The sequence below is a fragment of the Promicromonospora sp. Populi genome (genome assembly GCF_041081105.1).
Classification (GTDB): domain Bacteria; phylum Actinomycetota; class Actinomycetes; order Actinomycetales; family Cellulomonadaceae; genus Promicromonospora.
The window spans coordinates 4,220,906-4,240,190 of record NZ_CP163528.1; the positions used below are offsets into that span (position 1 = coordinate 4,220,906).

At 69.4% G+C, this 19,285-nt stretch carries 14 protein-coding genes; 13 read left to right on the forward strand and 1 reads right to left on the reverse strand.

Annotated features, from left to right (window positions below; translation table 11 throughout):
• Positions 1-175 precede the first annotated feature (175 nt).
• The 6 genes from AB1046_RS19130 (at position 176) to araA (ending at position 7,538) form a co-directional block, all read left to right on the forward strand.
• Complete coding sequence (locus tag AB1046_RS19130) at positions 176-1,063, forward strand: carbohydrate ABC transporter permease (RefSeq protein ID WP_369370878.1); 888 nt, start codon at positions 176-178, stop codon at positions 1,061-1,063.
• Entirely contained in the window at positions 1,063-1,923 is an 861-nt protein-coding gene (locus AB1046_RS19135) for a carbohydrate ABC transporter permease (RefSeq protein WP_369370879.1), read from the forward strand. The genes AB1046_RS19130 and AB1046_RS19135 overlap by 1 nt, the downstream gene beginning before the upstream one ends.
• A 19-nt stretch (positions 1,924-1,942) precedes the next feature.
• Complete coding sequence (locus AB1046_RS19140; protein ID WP_369370880.1) at positions 1,943-3,292, forward strand: extracellular solute-binding protein; 1,350 nt, start codon at positions 1,943-1,945, stop codon at positions 3,290-3,292.
• A 251-nt stretch (positions 3,293-3,543) separates the two neighbouring features.
• Positions 3,544-5,229: a xylulokinase gene (locus AB1046_RS19145; protein ID WP_369370881.1), complete on the forward strand. Its 1,686-nt coding sequence runs from the start codon at positions 3,544-3,546 to the stop codon at positions 5,227-5,229.
• On the forward strand, positions 5,226-5,942 hold the full coding sequence (locus AB1046_RS19150) for an L-ribulose-5-phosphate 4-epimerase (RefSeq protein ID WP_369370882.1): 717 nt from the start codon (positions 5,226-5,228) through the stop codon (positions 5,940-5,942). Before AB1046_RS19145 ends, AB1046_RS19150 begins: the two co-directional genes overlap by 4 nt.
• A gap of 84 nt (positions 5,943-6,026) precedes the next feature.
• Entirely contained in the window at positions 6,027-7,538 is a 1,512-nt protein-coding gene (araA, locus tag AB1046_RS19155; protein ID WP_369370883.1) for an L-arabinose isomerase, read from the forward strand.
• Here araA and AB1046_RS19160 read toward each other — a convergent pair.
• Complete coding sequence (locus AB1046_RS19160; RefSeq protein WP_369370884.1) at positions 7,535-8,221, reverse strand: GPP34 family phosphoprotein; 687 nt, start codon at positions 8,219-8,221, stop codon at positions 7,535-7,537. The genes araA and AB1046_RS19160 overlap by 4 nt on opposite strands.
• Before the next feature lie 232 nt (positions 8,222-8,453).
• Between AB1046_RS19160 and AB1046_RS19165 the strand changes: the two genes are divergently transcribed.
• The 7 genes from AB1046_RS19165 to chvE all read left to right on the forward strand — a co-directional run bounded on the left by AB1046_RS19165 (position 8,454) and on the right by chvE (position 19,174).
• Entirely contained in the window at positions 8,454-9,461 is a 1,008-nt protein-coding gene (locus AB1046_RS19165) for an ABC transporter substrate-binding protein (RefSeq protein ID WP_369370885.1), read from the forward strand.
• Between the two features lie 102 nt (positions 9,462-9,563).
• Complete coding sequence (locus AB1046_RS19170; RefSeq protein WP_369370886.1) at positions 9,564-11,090, forward strand: sugar ABC transporter ATP-binding protein; 1,527 nt, start codon at positions 9,564-9,566, stop codon at positions 11,088-11,090.
• Positions 11,087-12,154, forward strand: a complete 1,068-nt coding sequence (locus tag AB1046_RS19175; protein ID WP_369370887.1) for an ABC transporter permease — start codon at positions 11,087-11,089, stop codon at positions 12,152-12,154. The genes AB1046_RS19170 and AB1046_RS19175 overlap by 4 nt, the downstream gene beginning before the upstream one ends.
• Positions 12,151-13,152, forward strand: a complete 1,002-nt coding sequence (yjfF, locus tag AB1046_RS19180) for a galactofuranose ABC transporter, permease protein YjfF (protein ID WP_369370888.1) — start codon at positions 12,151-12,153, stop codon at positions 13,150-13,152. Before AB1046_RS19175 ends, yjfF begins: the two co-directional genes overlap by 4 nt.
• 147 nt (positions 13,153-13,299) lie before the next feature.
• Entirely contained in the window at positions 13,300-16,860 is a 3,561-nt protein-coding gene (locus tag AB1046_RS19185; RefSeq protein WP_369370889.1) for an alpha-L-arabinofuranosidase C-terminal domain-containing protein, read from the forward strand.
• 44 nt (positions 16,861-16,904) lie between these two features.
• Positions 16,905-17,684 carry a GTP pyrophosphokinase family protein gene (locus AB1046_RS19190; protein ID WP_369370890.1) on the forward strand — a complete coding sequence of 260 codons (780 nt, stop codon included), beginning with the start codon at positions 16,905-16,907 and terminating at the stop codon, positions 17,682-17,684.
• Between the two features lie 326 nt (positions 17,685-18,010).
• Complete coding sequence (chvE, locus tag AB1046_RS19195; protein ID WP_369370891.1) at positions 18,011-19,174, forward strand: multiple monosaccharide ABC transporter substrate-binding protein; 1,164 nt, start codon at positions 18,011-18,013, stop codon at positions 19,172-19,174.
• Positions 19,175-19,285 lie beyond the last annotated feature (111 nt).

The following is a 19,285-nucleotide window of genomic DNA, read 5'->3' on the forward strand; positions in this document are numbered from 1 at the left end:
TCCCGGCCGGCTGAGGAAAGGGGGCGTTGACACGGTCTGCGGGGCGATGGCAGAGTCGCCGCGCACGAGGATGTTCACGTTCACATTCATCGTCGGGCGCCGTTGCCCGGCGCGTTCCAGGACATCGACGTCCAGGTGATTCCGGACATTGCGGTCCGGGGAAAGGGGAGCGCCAGTGCCTGGTCGCCGCCCTCCGAGCCGCCGCGTCTCCGCGGCGGGCTGGTCTTTCATCGCGCCCTTTCTGGTCACGTTCGCCTTTGTGTTCCTCGCCCCGGTGGTCTACTCGCTGTACCTGAGCCTGTTCCGCGACCAGCTCATGGGCGGGAACCAGTTCGTGGGGCTGACCAACTACACCGCCGCGCTGACCGACCCGAGGTTCTGGGAGGGCGCCGGTCGCGTCTTCCTGTTCCTCGTGGTGCAGGTGCCGATCATGCTGGCGGTCGCCCTGGCCGCCGCGCTCGCGATCGACAGCGGCCGGCTGTTCGGCAAGCGGTTCACTCGTATCGCGCTCTTTGTGCCCTACGCGGTGCCCGGCGTGGTGGCAGTACTCATGTGGGGCTTCCTGTACGGCGAGCGGATCGGGATGGTCGGCTGGCTCAACGAGACGCTGGGCTCGCAGGTGCTCGCCCCGCTCTCCAAGGAGTGGATCCTCGTCGCGATCGGCAACATCGTGACCTGGGAGTTCGCGGGCTACAACATGCTCATCCTGTACTCGGCGCTGCGCACCGTGCCCGGCGAGCTGTACGAGGCGGCGGCCATCGACGGTGCGGGGCAGTGGCGGGTCATCGGCTCGGTGAAGCTGCCGGCCCTCCGCGGGGCCCTCGTGATCGCCACGATCTTCTCGATCATCGGCAGCTTCCAGCTCTTCAACGAGCCCAACATCCTGCAGGACATCGCGCCGACGCTCATCTCGTCGTCGTACACCCCCAACATCTATGCCTACAACCTCAGCTTCCGGGGGCAGCAGGTCAACTACGCGGCGACCGTCGCGATCATCATGGGCGTGCTGACCGCGGTGATCGCCTACGTCGTCCAGCTCCGCGGCACCAGGAGGGACGACTGATGGCGCAATCCTTCGCGCAGCCGCGCAGGTCCGTGATCCTCACCGTGCTCATGGCGGGCCTGGTGGCCTACTCGTTGTTCCCGCTGCTGTGGCTGCTGATCAGCGCGACCAAGACGCAGGACATGCTCGGCGACTCCTTCGGGCTGCTGCCCGCCGGGCCGTTCGCGCTGTTCGACAACATCGCCGAGGTGTTCACCCACCAGGACGGCATCTTCGCGCGCTGGTTCGGCAACACGATCATCTATGTCGTGGCGGGCGCGGGTGGCGCCACCCTGCTGGCCACCCTCGGCGGCTACGGCCTGGCGAAGTACCGGTTCCGTGGGCGCGCAGCGATCTTCGCCACGGTGCTGGGCGCGGTCGCCGTGCCGGGCACCGCGCTCGCCGTGCCGACATTCCTGATGTTCAGCGAGATCGGGCTGACCAACACCATGTGGTCGGTGATCCTGCCCACCCTGGTCTCCCCGTTCGGGATGTACCTGATGTGGGTCTTCGCCTCGGAGGCGATTCCCACCGAGCTGCTGGAGGCCGCCCGGGTCGACGGCGCGGGGGAGTGGCGCACGTTCTTCACCATCTCCCTGCGCCTGCTCGCACCGGGCGTCGTGACGGTCGGGCTGTTCGCGATCGTCGCCACGTGGAACAACTACTTCCTGCCGCTGATCATGCTGTCCGACAGGGAGCTGTACCCGCTGGCGATCGGGCTGGCGAGCTGGAACGCCGACGCGGTCGGCATCGGCGCGGCGCCCGTGTTCCACCTGGTCATCACGGGTGCGGTGATCACGATCCTGCCGATCGTGGCCGTGTTCCTGCTGTTGCAGCGCTACTGGCAGTCCGGCCTGAGCGCTGGAGGCGTCAAGGGATGAACTACCTCGAGGAGGGGTTATGAACATCACGAGAAGCACAACCCGCGTCGCGGCTGCCGTGGCCACCGCGCTGCTGGCCACGACGCTGGCGGCCTGCTCCGGCGGCGATGGTGACGGCGGCGGGTCCGCCGAGGGTGCGACCGCCGAGGAGATCGAGGCCGCCCTCCAGGAGGGCGGCACCATCGACTACTGGACGTGGACGCCGCAGGCGGAGGAGCAGATCGAAGCCTTCGAGGCGGCCTACCCGAACATGACCGTGAACCTCACGGACACCCAGGGCGGTGAGCAGCACAACACGGCACTGACAAACGCGATAGCTGCCGGGGAGGGAGTCCCCGACGTCGCGCAGCTCGAGTACCAGTCGGTGCCGCAGTTCCAGCTTCCCGGGCTGCTCACGGACCTGACCGCGTACGGCTTTGACGAGCACGAGGCGCTGTACACGCCGTCGACCTGGGGCTCCGTGGCCCAGGACGACGGGGTCTGGGGGCTGCCGCAGGACTCGGGCCCGATGGCGCTGTTCTACAACCAGGAGGTCTTCGAGGCGAACGACCTCGTGGTCCCGGAGACGTGGGACGAGTTCGTCGAGCAGGCGCAGAAGCTGAAGCAGTCCGATCCGGACAAGTTCCTGTTCAACGACGACGGCAACTCGGCCGGCAACGTCACCTCGCTGATCTGGCAGGCCGGCGGCCACCCGTTCCAGGTGGACGGCGACACCGTCACGCTGGACCTGGCCGACGAGGGAACGCAGAAGTGGGCGGGGGTGTACCAGCAGCTGATCGACGACGACCTGATCTCGCACATCACCGGCTGGAGCGACGAGTGGTTCCAGGCGCTGGACGACGGCACCATCGCCGCGATGGTGGTGGGCGCCTGGATGCCGGGTGTGTTCGCTGACGGCGCCCCGCAGGCTTCAGGAAAGTGGCGCGTCGCCCCCATGCCGACCTACGACGGCACACCGGCCAACGCGGAGAACGGCGGCTCGTCCGACGTGATCCCGGTCGGCGCCGACGACCCGGTCCTCGCTGCCGGGTTCCTGCAGTGGCTCAACGCCGACCCGGAGAGCATCAAGGTGTTCATGGACGCCGGTGGCTTCCCGGCCACGGTCGCGGAGCTGGGCGCGGAAGAGTTTCTGGGCTACGAGTCGCCGTACTTCGGCGGGCAGAAGATTAACGAGGTGCTCGCCGGCGGTGCTGAGGACGTGGTCGAGGGCTGGCAGTACCTGCCGTGGCAGTCGTACGCGAACAGCATCTTCCCGGACACCGTCGGCCAGGTGTACTTCGACCGGTCGTCAATGCTGGACGGGCTCGCTGCCTGGCAGGAGGAGAACGTCCGGTACGGCCAGGAGCAGGGATTCACGGTGAACGGCTGACACCACTGATCGGTGCAGGGTCCCCAAAGAACAGGTCCGCGAAGTAGAGCGCCTGTCCGAGTCCTCCTTGTGTTACCTGGGGAGACTCGGACAGGCGCTCTGCTTCGCGGACCCGCTGCCCGGTTTCATCGGGCCTGATGTGAGCGCTAACATTGTCCGTGGAGAGTAGCGGTCGGCCCACCGGGACGGTCGAGTGACGGTGTTACGAGCGACGCCACGCGACGGCGCGGGCAGGACGGAGCGTTCCCAAGATGGTGGAGCGGCAGGACGAAGGCGGGGGCGGGTCCGCCGGGTTCCGGGAGGCAATCGAGCAGGGGCGGACCGCCCTCGGCATCGAGCTCGGCTCCACCAGGATCAAGGCGTGCCTCGTCGGCCCGGACAACACGCCGCTGGCGAGCGGCAGCCACGACTGGGAGAACCAGCTCGTCGACGGCACGTGGACCTACTCGCTGGACGCCGTCTGGTCCGGCCTGCAGGCCTCGGTCGCCGCCCTCCTGGCCGACGTCGAGGGGCAGTACGGCGTGCGCCCCACCACCTTCGGCGCGCTCGGCGTCTCGGCGATGATGCACGGCTACCTGGCGTTCGACGACGCGGGCGAGCTGCTCGTGCCGTTCCGGACCTGGCGGAACACCAGCACAGAGCGGGCCGCGACCGAGCTGACCGGCCTGTTCGAGCACAACGTGCCGCTGCGCTGGTCGGTCGCTCATCTCTACCAGGCGATCCTCGACCAGGAGCCGCACGTGCCGCGGGTGCGGCACATGACCACGCTGGCCGGGTACGTGCACTGGCAGTTGACCGGGCGGCAGGTGCTCGGCGTGGGCGATGCCTCCGGCATGTTCCCGATCGACGTAGCGACGAAGGGTTACGACCAGCGGATGCTGGCCCAGTTCGACGAGCTGGTTCGCGGCCGCGCCACCGGTGCCCGCCCCGTCACCAGCCACGGCATCGCCGATCTGCTGCCGCGCGTCCTGCCCGCCGGAGCGGACGCCGGCATGCTGACCACAGAGGGCGCGGTCCTGCTCGACCCGACCGGCACGCTCCGGCCCGGCATCCCGCTGTGCCCGCCCGAGGGTGACGCCGGGACCGGCATGGTCGCGACCAGCTCCGTGGCGCCGCGGACCGGCAACGTCAGCGCCGGCACCAGCATCTTCGCGATGGTCGTCCTGGAGCGGCCGCTGGAGCGGGTGCACCAGGAGCTGGATCTCGTCACCACCCCGGCCGGCGACCTCGTGGCGATGGTGCACTGCAACAACGGGGCCAGCGAGCTTGGTGCGTGGGCCGAGGTGTTCGGCCAGCTCACGGCCGCCCTGGGCCAGCCGGCCGAGCCGGGCGCAGTCTTCGGGGCGCTCCTGCGGTCGGCCCTGGACGGCGACGCCGACGGCGGCGGCCTGCTCGCCTACAACTACCTGGCGGGGGAGCCCATCACCGGCCTGGAGGCGGGCCGCCCGCTGTTCACCCGTACGCCGGACAGCCGGTTCACCCTGGCGAACTTCGCGCGCACCCAGGTCTACAGCGTGTTCGGCACCCTGAGCCTGGGCATGCGCGTGCTGGCCGAGGAGCGGGTCGAGCTGGACGCGCTGTTCGCGCACGGCGGCCTGTTCAAGACCGAGGGTGTGGCCCAGCGGCTGCTGGCCGCCGCCCTCGGCGCGCCGGTCGCGGTGGGCCGGACGGCAGGCGAGGGCGGCGCCTGGGGCATCGCCCTGCTCGCCGCCTACCGGGCGTCCGCGGACGGCGCGGCCGCCCCCGGGCAGAGCCTGGGTGACTACCTGGACGCCGAGGTGTTCTCCGGCGCCGCGCTCGACGTCGTCCAGCCCGACGCCGACGACGTCGCGGGGTTCGCCGCCTTCCTGGAGCGCTACAGCGCGGGTTTGCCGATCGAGCGTGCCGCCGTCGACACGCTCCGCACCAGGGACACCACGCGGGAGGCAGAAGCATGACGGGCAAGGCCCTGACCGACTACTCGCGAGCGGTCCAGGACAAGGTGGCGCGCGTCCGCGCCGTCGTCTCGGACCTGCATGCCGAGCTGCCGCGCTGGGACCTGGTGGTCTGGACCGCGGGCAACGTGTCGCAGCGGGTGCCGAACCTCGGTGTGCCGGACGGCAGCGCCGATCTGTTCGTCATCAAGCCCTCGGGCGTCTCCTACGACGACCTCACCCCCGCGGACATGGTGGTCTGCGACCTCGACGGCCACCTCGTGGACGGGGTCCGCGCGCCGTCGTCGGACACCGCTGCGCATGCCTATGTGTACCGGCACCTGCCCGAGGTGGGCGGGGTGGTGCACACGCACTCGACGTACGCGACGGCCTGGGCCGCGCGGGGCGAGGAGGTGCCGTGCGTGCTCACGATGATGGCCGACGAGTTCGGCGGCCCGATCCCCGTGGGCCCGTTCGCGATCATCGGCGACGACTCGATCGGCCGGGGCATCGTCGAGACCCTCCGGGGCCACCGCAGCCCCGCCGTGCTGATGCGCAACCACGGCCCGTTCACCATCGGCCGCGACGCGAAGGCGGCGGTAAAGACCGCGGTGATGGTCGAGGAGGTCGCCCGCACGGTGCACATCGCCCGCCAGCTGGGCGACCCGCTCCCCATCGAGCAGGCACACATCGACGCCCTGTACACCCGCTACCAGACCGCCTACGGCCAGCCCTGACCCACCTGGTTGTGGGCGCGATCGTTGCGCCTAAAGCGGGCGCGAAGCCGCAACGATCGCGCCCACAACGAAAGGAAAACAGAGATGTCGAAGCCCTACGCGGACCGTGAGGTCTGGTTCCTCACCGGGAGCCAGGACCTCTACGGCGAGGAGACCCTCGCCCAGGTCGCGGAGCAGTCCCAGGAGGTCGCCCGGGCCCTGGCCGCGTCGTCGTACGTGCCGGTCGAGGTCGTGTGGAAGCCCGTCCTGAAGGACTCGGCCTCGATCCGCCGCGCCATGCTGGAGGCGAACAGCGACGACAAGGTGCTGGGCGTCGTCACCTGGATGCACACCTTCAGCCCCGCGAAGATGTGGATCGCCGGCCTGGACGCGCTGCGCAAGCCGCTGCTGCACCTGCACACGCAGGCGAACGTCGAGCTCCCCTGGGACGAGATCGACATGGACTTCATGAACCTCAACCAGGCCGCGCACGGCGACCGCGAGTACGCGTACCTCGCCACGCGGCTCGGGGTCGCGCGGACCACTGTGGTGGGCCACGTCTCCAACCCGGCAGTCACACACCGGGTCGGTACCTGGGTGCGCGGCGCGGCCGGCTGGGCCGCGACGCACGAGCTCAGGCTGGTGCGGTTCGGCGACAACATGCGCAACGTGGCGGTCACCGAGGGCGACAAGACCGAGGCCGAGCTGCGGTTCGGCGTCTCGGTGAACACACACGGCGTGAACGACCTGGTCGCGGCGGTGGACGCCGTCGAGGAGCCTGCGATCGACACGCTGGTGGCGGAGTACGAGGAGCGGTACGACGTCGCCCCCGAGCTGCGGGCCGGCGCCGAGCGGCACGACTCCCTGCGCTACGCCGCGCGCCAGGAGCTCGCGCTGCTCGGGTTCCTGGAGGCGGCCGGCGCCAAGGCGTTCACCACCAGCTTCGAGGACCTGGGCGCCCTGCGCCAGCTCCCCGGTCTGGCGGTCCAGCGCCTCATGGAGCAGGGCTACGGTTTCGGCGCCGAGGGCGACTGGAAGACGGCGGTGCTTGTGCGGGCGGCCAAGGTGATGGGGCTCGGCCTCCCCGGTGGCGCGAGCCTGATGGAGGACTACACCTACGACCTCACACCGGGCTCCGAGCTCGTCCTCGGCGCGCACATGCTGGAGGTCTGCCCGTCGCTGACCAGCACAAAGCCGCGCATCGAGGTCCACCCGCTCGCCATCGGCGGCAAGGAGGACCCGGTCCGGATGGTCTTCTCCGCCGACGCCGCCCAGGGCGCCGTCGTCGTCTCGCTCGCCGACATGCGCGACCGGTTCCGCCTGACGGCGAACGTGGTCGACGTCGTCACCCCGCCGCACGCCCTGCCGAACCTGCCCGTGGCGCACGCCATGTGGGCGCCGCGGCCGTCCTTCGAGATCTCCGCCGAGTCGTGGCTGACGGCGGGCGGCGCCCACCACACCGTCATGTCGACGGCCGCGGGCATCGAGGCGTTCGAGGTGTTCGCGAACATCGCGCGCACCGAGCTGCTGATCATCGACGAGGACACGACGCGCCGCGGCTTTGCCGACCAGGTCCGCCACAACCAGGCCTACTACCGCCTGGCCCAGCCCCTCTAGCTGCCGGACGAGGCCGCACCCGCGGCGGCCACGGTCACCGCGACCATCGCCGCGTTGACCTCGTCGATCGCGCGCTTCACCGCGGCGCCGGCCCACTCCGACGCGGCGATCTCCTTGGCCCGGCGCTTCAGCGCGCGCCGGTCCTGCTCGGGGAAGACCTTGCGGAGCAGGTCGGTCGCGAGCAGCAGCGAGACCAGGGCCGACGTCGGACCGTCGGCGTCCGCGCTCCCGGTCAGTGCGGCCAGCACCCGCTCGCGGACCGCGGCCTCTGGCGCCGGGTCGTGCGCCGGCCAGGTCGTGATCGGGAACAGCCCGAGCACCTTGACCTGCTCCTCGCGCAGCACGCCCCGGGCGGCCAGCCCCTGCTGCAGGGTCTGGCGCAGCCTCCGGCCGAAGCCGCCCTGCCCGATCTTCTGGATCGCCGCCTTGGGCCTGCGGTTGTCCAGCAGGTCGAGGATCTCGCGCTGCACAGGGTCCGACGGCGTGGCGCGGCCGGCCGCGCGGAACCGGCCGCGCTGGCCGCCGTCCGCGCCGTCGGACACGGTGAGCGCACCGCGCAGCGTGAGCTCAGCCATGGACGCTCCGGCGAGGGCGAGCTGGAGGTGCTGCCCGCTGACCATCGGTCGACCCGAGGTGTCGTCGAGGGCGAGGAGCAGGTACTCCTCGGCGAGGCTGAGGTCCACGGATCGTCTCCCGTTCGGCGGTGGTCGGTCTGTCAGGCCCCAGCAGATCATGGCCGGCCCGGGGGCGTGATCCGTCGCAAGGATGACCGCGAGCCCCGGGTCGGCGAGGCAGATTCGTTGCTCGATTGTGATGCCGTCCACTTTCGGCGCATTCATGTTAGCGCTAACATTTCTCGGGCAGGCAGGCATCTAGCACCCGCACGACGCCGTGCGGGGATCTCAAGGAGGAGACATGGCACGCACAACCCTGACCCGTACCGTCCTGGCCGCGGTGTCGGCAGCCTCGCTGTTCGCGCTCGGCGCGTGCAGCTCGGACGCAGGCACGCAGACCCCGGGCGGAAGCGAGTCCGGCGGCGGCGCCGACGACGGCGTCATCACTCTCGGTTTCTCGCAGGTGGGCGCCGAGTCCGGGTGGCGCGCCGCCAACACGAAGTCCATCCAGGACACGCTCACCGAGGAGAACGGCTTCGAGCTCAAGTTCTCCGACGCGCAGCAGAAGCAGGAGAACCAGATCCAGGCCATCCGCTCCTACATCACGCAGGGCGTGGACGTCATCGCGTTCTCCCCGGTGGTCGAGACCGGCTGGGACGCCGTGCTCCAGGAGGCCAAGGCGGCAGGCATTCCCGTGATCCTCACGGACCGCGCCGTCGACTCCAGTGACGAGACGCTGTACGAGTCGTTCATCGGCTCCGACTTCGTGCTCGAGGGCGAGACGGCCGGACAGTGGGCGGTCGAGCAGTACGACGGCGAGGGCTACCAGGCCGTCGAGCTCCAGGGCACCACGGGCGCCGCCCCGGCGATCGACCGCAAGGAGGGCTTCGAGTCCGCCATCGAGGGCTCCGACATCGAGATCATCGACAGCCAGACGGGCAACTTCACGCGGGCCGAGGGCAAGACCGTTATGGAGGGCTTCCTGAACGCCCACGACGACATCGACCTCGTGTTCGCGCACAACGACGACATGGGGCTCGGCGCGATCGAGGCCATCGAGGCCGCCGGCATGACGCCCGGCGAGGACATCAAGATCATCACGATCGACGCCGTCAAGGACGGCATGCAGGCGCTGGCCGACGGCAAGATCAACTACATCGTCGAGTGCAACCCGCTGCTCGGCCCGGACCTGGCGGAGATCGCCCAGAAGGTCCTCGCCGGCGAGGAGGTCGAGAAGCGCATCGTGGTCGAGGACCAGGCGTTCGACCAGGCCGCGGCGATCGAAGCGCTGCCGACGCGCGAGTACTGACGCCCCGTCCCTCTTGGTTGTGGGCGTGACCGTTGCGCCCATACCGGGCACGTAGTCGCAACGATCACGCCCACGGCCAAGGGCCGAGCAAGAAGGTCGAGGATGACCCAGCAGACAACAGCAGCCGTCGTCGAGATGACCGGCATCAGCGTCGAATTTCCCCCGGTGAAGGCCCTCGACGGGGTCGACTTCAGCCTGCGCCCCGGCGAGATCCACGCGCTCATGGGTGAGAACGGCGCGGGCAAGTCCACCCTGATCAAGGCCCTCACGGGGATCCATACGCCGACGGCGGGGACGATCCGCGTCGACGGCGTCGAAAGGAGGTTCACCGGCCCCGCCGACGCCCGGGCCCACGGCGTCAGCACCGTGTACCAGGAGGTTAATCTCTGCGAGAACCTCACGGTCGCGGAGAACATCATGCTCGGCGCCGAGCCGCGGCTGCTGGGCGCCCTGCACTGGCCAGCGATGCGCCGGCAGGCGGCGAAGCACCTGGAGCGGATGGGCCTGACCATCGACCCGGCGTCGTCGCTGGGCTCGCACTCGCTGGCGGTGCAGCAGCTCGTCGCGATCTGCCGGGCCACGGTGAGCGACTGCAAGGTGCTGGTCCTCGACGAGCCCACCTCCAGCCTTGATACCGACGAGGTGGAGCGCCTGTTCACCGTCATGCGCTCGCTGCGCGCCGACGGCGTGGCGATCCTGTTCGTGAGCCACTTCCTGGACCAGGTCTACGAGGTCTCCGACCGCATGACCGTGCTGCGCAACGGCGCTCTCGTGGGCGAGTTCGTCACCGCGGACCTGCCGGCCGCGGAGCTGGTGCAGCACATGATCGGCCGTTCCATGGACGTGCTGGAGGAGGTCGAGGAAGTCGTCGAGCGGGCCGAGCGGCCGGCCGGTGCCGCCCCGCTGCTGCAGGTGGTCGGGCTGGGTCGCAAGGGGTCCGTGCAGCCTTTCGACCTCGACCTCTACGAGGGAGAAGTTGTGGGCCTCGCCGGGCTGCTCGGCTCGGGCCGTACGGAGCTGGCGCGCCTCCTCACGGGCGCCGACCGGGCCGACGCCGGCCAGACCCGCGTGGCCGGGAAGGTCACCAGGCTGCGGACTCCCCGCACGGCCATGGGCCACGGCATCGCGTACACGTCCGAGGATCGCAAGGGCGAGGGCGTCGTGGACGGCCTGACCGTGCGGGAGAACATAGTGCTCGCCCTCCAGGCGGAGCGCGGCTGGATGCGGCCGTTGCCCCGCAAGCAGGTCGACGAGCTGGTCGCGTCGTACATCCAGCGGCTCGGCATCCGACCCGCCAACCCAGAGGCGCTGCTGCGCAACCTGTCCGGCGGCAACCAGCAGAAGGTGCTGCTCGCGCGGTGGCTCGCCACGTCGCCCCGGCTGCTCGTCCTGGACGAGCCGACGCGCGGCATCGACGTCGGCGCCAAGGCGGAGATCCAGAAGCTCGTGGCCGACCTGGCCGCGGACGGCATGTCCGTCGTCTTCATCTCCGCGGAGCTCGAGGAGGTGCTGCGTCTCTCGCAGCGCATCGCCGTGCTGCGGGACCGCCGCAAGGTTGCGGAGATCGACGGAGCAGGAGCCACGATGAACCAGGTGGTCGAACTCATCGCAGGGGGTGGGGCAGCGTGAGCAACCTGCTTCGCCACCACCTCTTCTGGCCGGTGACCGCCCTGGTCGCCCTGCTGGTCGCCAACACGGTCGCCCGGCCCAGCTTCCTCGCGATCACGGTCCGGGACGGCCACCTGTTCGGCGCCCCGGTCGACATCCTGCGGACCACCGCGCCCCTGCTGCTGGTCGCCCTCGGCATGACGCTGGTCATCGCGACGCGCGGCATCGACCTCTCGGTCGGCGCAGTGGTCGCGGTCTCGGGAGCGGTGGCGCTGTCGCACATCGCGTCGTCGCCGAATCCCGAGTCACCCGTCACCGTACTCACCGCCATCGGACTCGCCCTGGCACTGTGCCTGGTGCTGGGCGTGTGGAACGGGTTCCTGGTCTCGGTGCTCGGCATCCAGCCGATCATCGCCACGCTCATCCTGATGACGGCGGGCCGCGGCGTCGCCATGCTCATCACCGGCGGCATGATCACCACTATCAACAGCGCGCCGTTCAAGACGCTCGGCTCGGGATTCTGGCTGGGCCTGCCCGTGGCCGCCGTCATCGCGTTCGGCGTGTTCGCCGTGGTCGCGTTCGTGGTGCGGCGTACAGCGCTCGGCATGCTCCTGGAGGCGACGGGCATCAACCCGTCCGCCAGCCGGCTGTCCGGCGTGCGGTCCAAGACGCTGACCTGGACCGTGTACACGGCGTCGGGCCTGTTCGCGGGTCTGGCGGGGCTGCTGATCAGCGCCGACACCATGGCCGCCGATGCCAACAACGCAGGCGTGTTCATCGAGCTCGACGCGATCCTCGCGGTGGTGATCGGTGGGACGGCGCTCTCTGGCGGCAAGTTCAACCTGTCGGGCACCCTGGTGGGCGCCCTCGTCATCGCGACCCTGGAGCGGACCGTCACCGTGCTCGGGGTCTCCCCGCTGGTCACGCCACTGTTCATGGCCCTCGTCGTCATCGCGGTGACGCTGCTGCAGTCGCCGCGGATGCGGGAACGGCTCATGGCCGCCACCCGGCGCCCGGTCGCAACGACGCCGCCCGAGCCGCAGCCCGCTGCGCGCCCCGACTCGACGGAGGTGAAGGCCCGATGACGACATCGGCCCCCGCTCGCGCGCCGCGCCGTGCGCTGAAGATCCCCACCCGGCTGGACCGGCGCTACCTGCCGGTGGTCGGCACGTTCGTGGTGCTCGCGCTCATGCTGATCGTGGGTGGCAGCCGGTACGAGAACTTCCTCACGCCGGCCGTGATCTCCAACCTGTTCATCAACAACGCGCACCTCATAGTGCTCGCGGTGGGCATGACGTTCGTGATCCTCACCGGCGGCATCGACCTCTCGGTCGGGTCCGTCCTGGCGCTGTCCACGGTGGTCACCGCCGCACTGTTCCAGGCCGGCTGGCCGGGGGCAGCGGTCATCCCGCTCGCCGTCGGCGCCGGGACCGTGATCGGCCTGGCCCACGGCGTGATGGTGCACTACTTCCAGGTGCAGCCGTTCGTGGCGACCCTCGCGGGCATGTTCTTCGCACGCGGGCTGTGCTTCCTCATCGCGCCGGAGTCCATAGCCATCGACGACCCGGCGTTCGTGGCGCTCGCCGGCTGGGTCCAGATCTTCGGCGAGTGGCGCATGACCTCCAGCGTGCTCATCGGGCTGATCGTGGTGGGCCTCGGGTTCCTGGTGCTGCACTTCACGCGGTTCGGCCGCACGGTGTACGCGATCGGCGGCAGCGAGCAGTCCGCCCTGCTCATGGGCCTGCCCGTGGCCCGCACCAAGGTGCTCGCCTACGTGGTGAGCGGCACCTGCGCGGGGCTCGGCGGCCTGCTGTTCGCGATGTACTCCCGGTCCGGCTACTCGCTGACCGGCGTCGCCATGGAGCTCGACGCCATCGCGGCGGTCGTCATCGGCGGCACGCTGCTCACGGGCGGCACCGGGTTAGTGCTCGGCTCCGTGCTTGGCGTGCTGGTGCTCGGCTTGATCCAGACCATCATCACGTTCGAGGGCACCCTCAGCTCCTGGTGGACCAAGATCGTGATCGGCGTGCTGCTGCTCATCTTCGTGGCCCTCCAGCGGGTGCTGTCCCTCCGCAGGACGTAACCGGTACCCCGCCCCGGACTCGGCGTACCAGGTACGCCGAGTCCGGGGCGCAGTACTGCCGGCCTTACCAGCGACCCACTCCACAGCGACGTGACGAAGGGATCGACAGACATGTCTTTGCAACGATACAAAAGAGGTGCGCTCGCGATGGGCGCGGTGCTCGCGGTGGGCCTGGCCGGGCTGGTCGTGGCGCCCGACGCCGACCCGGTCGCCTCCGCGGCCGAGCCGCCCGAAGCCGGCGACGCCGCCTACTTCTTCCCCTACTTCACGGGGGAGTCGACGGCGGACGGCGAGACCATCTCGTTCGCCGTCTCGAACGGCCCGGACCCCCTGGAGTGGACCACGCTGAACGGCGGCGACCCGGTCCTCACGTCCACCCTCGGTACCGAGGGTCTGCGCGACCCGTTCCTGATCCGCGGCGGGGACGGCACGTACTACCTGCTCGCGACGGACCTGCAGATCTACGGCGGCGGCAACTTCGGCGACGCGCAGGAGACGGGCAGCCGCTCGATCATGGTCTGGGAGTCCACCGACCTGGTGAGCTGGGGTGAGCAGCGCGAGATCGAGCTCGCCCCCGAGAACGCGGGCAACCTGTGGGCGCCCGAGGCGTACTGGGACGAGGCAGCCGGGGAGTTCGTCGTCTATTGGGCCTCCGCCCTGTACCCGGCCGACGTCCCGCCCGCCGAGCGCGACATCCGGGACTCCTACCAGCGCATGCTGTACGCGACCACCACCGACTTCGAGACGTTCTCGGAGCCGCAGCCGTGGATCGACGAGCCGCAGGGCGACGGTCTCGGCATGATCGACTCGACGGTCCAGGAGGAGGACGGCGTCTACTACCGCCTCACCAAGGACGAGTCGTACATGGGGATGCGGCAGGAGTCGTCCACCGACCTGCGCCGCACGCAGGGCGTGTCCGACGGCGACGGCTGGGACCTCATCTCCGAGCGCGTCGGGTTCGGTCAGCCGAACCCGTGGGGCGGCACCTTCACCGGGGGTGAGGGGCCCACGCTGTTCCCGTCGCTCACCGACGACCGCTGGTTCCTGCTCCAGGACCAGCCGAGCTATCACGGTGGCCAGGGCTACATGCTCTTCGAGTCCGACGACCTGAGCAGCGGCGAGTGGGCGGCCAACCTCGACGCGATCCTGCCGGCCAGCCCCCGGCACGGGACGGTCCTGCCGATCACCGCCGAGGAGCGGGCGGCACTGCTGGTGGCGTACCCGCCGGCCGAGGCCCCGGTCCAGGAGCACACGCTCGACGTCGACGCCGTGGCCGCGGGTACCGAGATGAGCGACGACCTGTACGGCGTCTTCTACGAGGACATCAACTACGCGGCCGACGGCGGCCTGTACGCCGAGCTGGTGCGCAACCGGTCCTTCGAGTTCGCGGCCACGGACAACCGGAACTTCACCGGCATGACGGGGTGGGACGTGGTGGAGCGCCGTGGGGCCACCGGCACCGCCCAGGTGCAGTCCGAGCGGGGAGAGTGGCTCGACGACGCGAACCGGGCCTACCTGACCGTCGAGGCCGACGGTCCCGGCGTCGGCGTGCGCAACGCGAGCTACAACGCGGGCTTCGCTGTCGAGAAGGGCGAGAAGTACGACTTCTCGGTGTTCGCGCGTGCCGAGCGCAAGCAGCGCCTCACCGTGCGCCTCGAGTCCCCGGACGGCGCGACGACGTACGCGTCGACCAGTGTCAACGTCAACGGCACCGACCGCTGGAAGAAGCACACGGCCAAGCTCACCGCGAACGCGACCGTCGACGGCGCCCGGCTCGTGGTGACGGGCGGCGCGGCCGGCACGCTGCGGCTCGACATGGTCTCCCTGTTCCCGCGCGACACGTGGGAGGGTCCGGTCAACGGCCGCTCGGTGCTGCGCAAGGACCTCGCGCAGAAGGTGGCCGACCTGGAGCCGTCGTTCCTGCGCTTCCCCGGCGGCTGCGTCACCAACGTCGGCACCTTCGACACGTACCTGGAGTCGGACGGCGCGGACCGCCGTCGGACGTACCAGTGGAAGGAGACCATCGGGCCGGTCGAGAAGCGCCCGACCAACTGGAACTTCTGGGGCTACAACCAGACCTACGGCCTGGGCTACCTCGAGTACTTCCAGTTCGCCGAGGACCTGGGGGCGACGCCGCTGCCCGTGCTGTCCGTGGGCGCCAACGGCTGCGGCAGCAACATCCCCGAGATGACGGACGACGTCCGCATCGACCGCTGGGTGCAGGACACCGTCGACCTCATCGAGTTCGCCAACGGGTCGGTGGACACGGAGTGGGGCGCCAAGCGCGCAGCGCTGGGGCACCCCGACCCGTTCAGCCTGAAGTACATCGGGCTGGGCAACGAGGAGAACACCGACACCTTCCAGGCGAACTTCCCGCGGTTCCGGGACGCTGTCGAGGCGGCCCACCCCGAGGTCACCGTGATCTCGAACTCTGGCCCGGACGACACCGGCGCCCGGTTCGACGAGCTGTGGGACTTCAACCGCGAGCAGGGCGTCGCGATGGTCGACGAGCACTACTACAACGACCCGTCGTGGTTCCTCAGCAACACCGAGCGCTACGACTCCTACGACCGCGAGGGCCCGCACGTGTTCCTCGGCGAGTACGCCTCGCGGGGCAACACCTGGGCCAACTCGCTGTCCGAGGCCGCGTACATGACCGGGATCGAGCGCAACGCCGACCTGGTGGAGCTTGCCTCGTACGCGCCGATGTTCGCCAACGAGGACCACGTCCAGTGGTCCCCGGACCTGATGTGGTTCGACAACGACGAGTCGTGGGGCTCGACGTCGTACTACACGCAGCAGATGTTCATGACGAACACCGGCGACCAGGTGGTCCCGTCCACGCACGACGGCCCGGAGGAGACCCCTGCGGACATCTCGGGCGGCGTCTTCCTGTCGACCTGGAACACCCAGGCCGCTTACGACGACGTGGTGGTCACCGACAACGAGTCCGGCGAGGTGCTCTTCTCCGACGCGTTCGAGGACGGGTCGCAGTGGGCCCCGCAGTCCGGCACGTGGGCCGTGTCCGACGGCGAGTACGTGCAGTCGGCCGGGAACGTCACCGATGCCCGCTCGATCATCACCGACTCGTACACGAAGGACTGGGACAACTACACCCTGGAGCTCGACGCGCGGAAGCTGGGCGGCAGCGAGGCGTTCCTCGTCGGCTTCGCCGCGGGCGGCCGGGACGGCTTCTACTGGTGGAACCTCGGCGGGTGGAACAACACCCGGCAGGCGCTGCAGCGGGCCGACGGCGGCGGCGCGGGCGAGGTCGCGGCAGTGGAGGGGCACTCGCTGGAGACGGGCCGGGACTACCACGTGAAGGTGGTGGTCTCCGGACGCACCATCAAGCTCTACCTCGACGGCGAGCTGCAGATGACCTACACCGAGCCGACCACCGAGTCGCTGTACCAGGTGGTCACCCGGGACGAGGAGACGGGTGAGCTGGTGCTCAAGGTCGTCAACCCGTACGAGTCCGTTGCCCGCACGGCGGTCTCGGTCGACGGGTACACGGTGGCCCCGGGGGCCGACGTCATCGAGATGAGCGGGGCGCCGTCGGCCACGAACACCAAGACCCAGCCCGAGCGGGTGGTGCCGGTCGAGGGTGCGACGACGCTCGACGTGGCACCGTCGGACGGCGGCTCGGGGTTCACGTACGACTTCCCGGCCCACTCGATCACGTTCCTCCGCCTGTCGGAGAACAGTTAGCCGTTTGCCCCCACGGGACCACCGTCAACCCGTACGGTGGTCCCGTGAGCAAGTTGCCCGATGACGTCCGGGAACACCGCATACCCGATCCTGCTGAGCTTCGACAACTGGTGGCCGACCTGCGTCGGCTGGTGCTGACCTACAAGTTCGGCATCGACGAGGTCATGACCAAGGTCTCGATCCTGCGCGACGAGTTCCGGCACATGCAGAACTACAACCCCGTGGAGCACGTGGGGTCACGGCTCAAGTCGTTCGAGTCGATAGTCGCCAAGTGCCGGCGCAAGGGCATCCCGCTGACGCCGGAGAGCGTCCGGGCGCAGATGTTCGACATCGCCGGGGTGCGGATCACCTGCAGCTTCGTCAACGACATCTACCTCGTGCGCGACATGATCCTGAAGCAGTCGGACATGACGCTGCTGGAGGAGCGGGACTACATCAAGCACCCGAAGGCGACCGGGTACAAGTCGCTGCACCTCATCGTGCAGATCCCCGTGTTCCTGTCCGACCGGGTCGAGAACGTGGTCGTCGAGATCCAGCTGCGCACCATCGCCATGGACTTCTGGGCCAGCCTGGAGCACAAGATCTACTACAAGTACGACGGCGACGTGCCCCGGCACCTCACCGACTCGCTCAAGCTCGCCGCGGACGTCGCCTGGTCGCTCGACACCTCGATGGAACGCATCCACGACGAGGTCAAGGCGATCTCGGGCGACGAGGAGCCGGTGGCGAGCCGGCACAACCTGCACACCCCGGAGGAGATGCTGCGCGACTTCTGGCGCGCGGCCGAGGCGGACGGCGGCTTCGGCTTCGAGGGTGAGAGCTGACCTGCGCCATCGGCGTGAGGATGGCGTGCGCGTTCCCGATGTGCCTGCCGGACCCCTTGGCTTCACGATGTGGAGGCGGGTCTCGGGATTCCTTGACCAGGTTCTCAGCAGGTTGACGGTCTCGATGCCGTAACCATCCGAGAAGCACTCCTTACTTTTCCTCGACCACCACTACGGTGGTAGCGTCGCCGATCGATCGTGGCGGAGTTCACCCCGGCGCGGTTTTGACCAACGCCTGTGTGAGCGTTCACAATCTGTTGTGTTCACATTTTGAAGTCGGCCGGGTCGCAGAGACGTTGCCCGGGCAAACTCGAAGAGGAGATGTCATGGCAAGGAAGCTGTGGGCCAAGCGCGGTCTGGCCGCGCTGGCAACGGGCGCTGTGGCCGTGTCGCTCGCCGCATGTGGCGGAAGCGGCGCCGGTGGCGGTACCGATGACGGAGCCGGGGACGGCGAGGCCGGCGGTCTCGTCGGTGTCGCGATGCCGACCGAGACCTACGAGCGCTGGGTCGCCGACGGCGACGCCGTGGAGAGCGGCCTCGAGGCGGCTGGCTACGAGGTCGACCTGCAGTTCGCGGGTGACGACATCCCGACCCAGCAGCAGCAGATCGACGCGATGATCAACAGCGGTGCCGAGGCGCTCATCATCGCCTCGATCGACGGCACCGCGCTGGGCAGCCAGCTCGAGGCCGCCGCTGCCTCGAACATCCCGGTGATCTCGTACGACCGCCTGATCCGCGACTCGGAGAACGTCGACTTCTACGTTACGTTCGACAACTACGAGGTCGGCGTGCAGCAGGGCACCTCGCTGCTGACCGGTCTGGGCGTGCTGGACGAGAGCGGCGAGCCGATCGCCGACGCGGGCCCGTTCAACATCGAGCTCTTCGCCGGTTCGCCGGACGACAACAACGCCGGGTTCTTCTTCGAGGGCGCGATGTCGGTGCTCCAGCCCTTCATCGACGACGGCACCGTGGTCGTGCCCTCGGGCCAGACCGAGTTCGGCACCGTCGCCATCCAGCGCTGGGAGCAGGAGGGCGCGCAGACCCGCATGGAGGACCTCCTGACCTCCACGTACAGCGATGGCGACGCCGTCGTCAACGGTGTGCTCGCGCCCGCCGACGTGCTGTCGCGCGGCGTCATCACCGCCCTGCAGAACTCGGGCTACGGCGAGGGCGACCTCACCATCCCGATCGTCACCGGTCAGGACGCCGAGGCGGCGTCAGCCAGGCTGATCCGCGAAGGTGTGCAGTACTCGACGATCTTCAAGGACACGCGTCTGCTGGCCGACCAGGCCGTCACCGCGGCGACGGCGTTCCTCGAGGGCAACGAGCCCGAGGCGAACGACACGGAGACGTACGACAACGGCGTCCAGGTCGTGCCGTCGTTCCTGCTCCCCACGGTGATCGTCACCGCTGACAACCTCGATGCAGAGCTGATCGACTCGGGTTACCTCACCGAGGAAGAGGTCGCCTCCGGTCAGGTCGACGAGTAGGCCTGACCTCCTCGCGACACCGGCTCGACACTGTCGCACCCTCGTGTCAGACCGTCAGGTCACCTTCCGTGGCCTGACGGTCTGGCACGGCACTGCAGGGAGCGTGCTCGG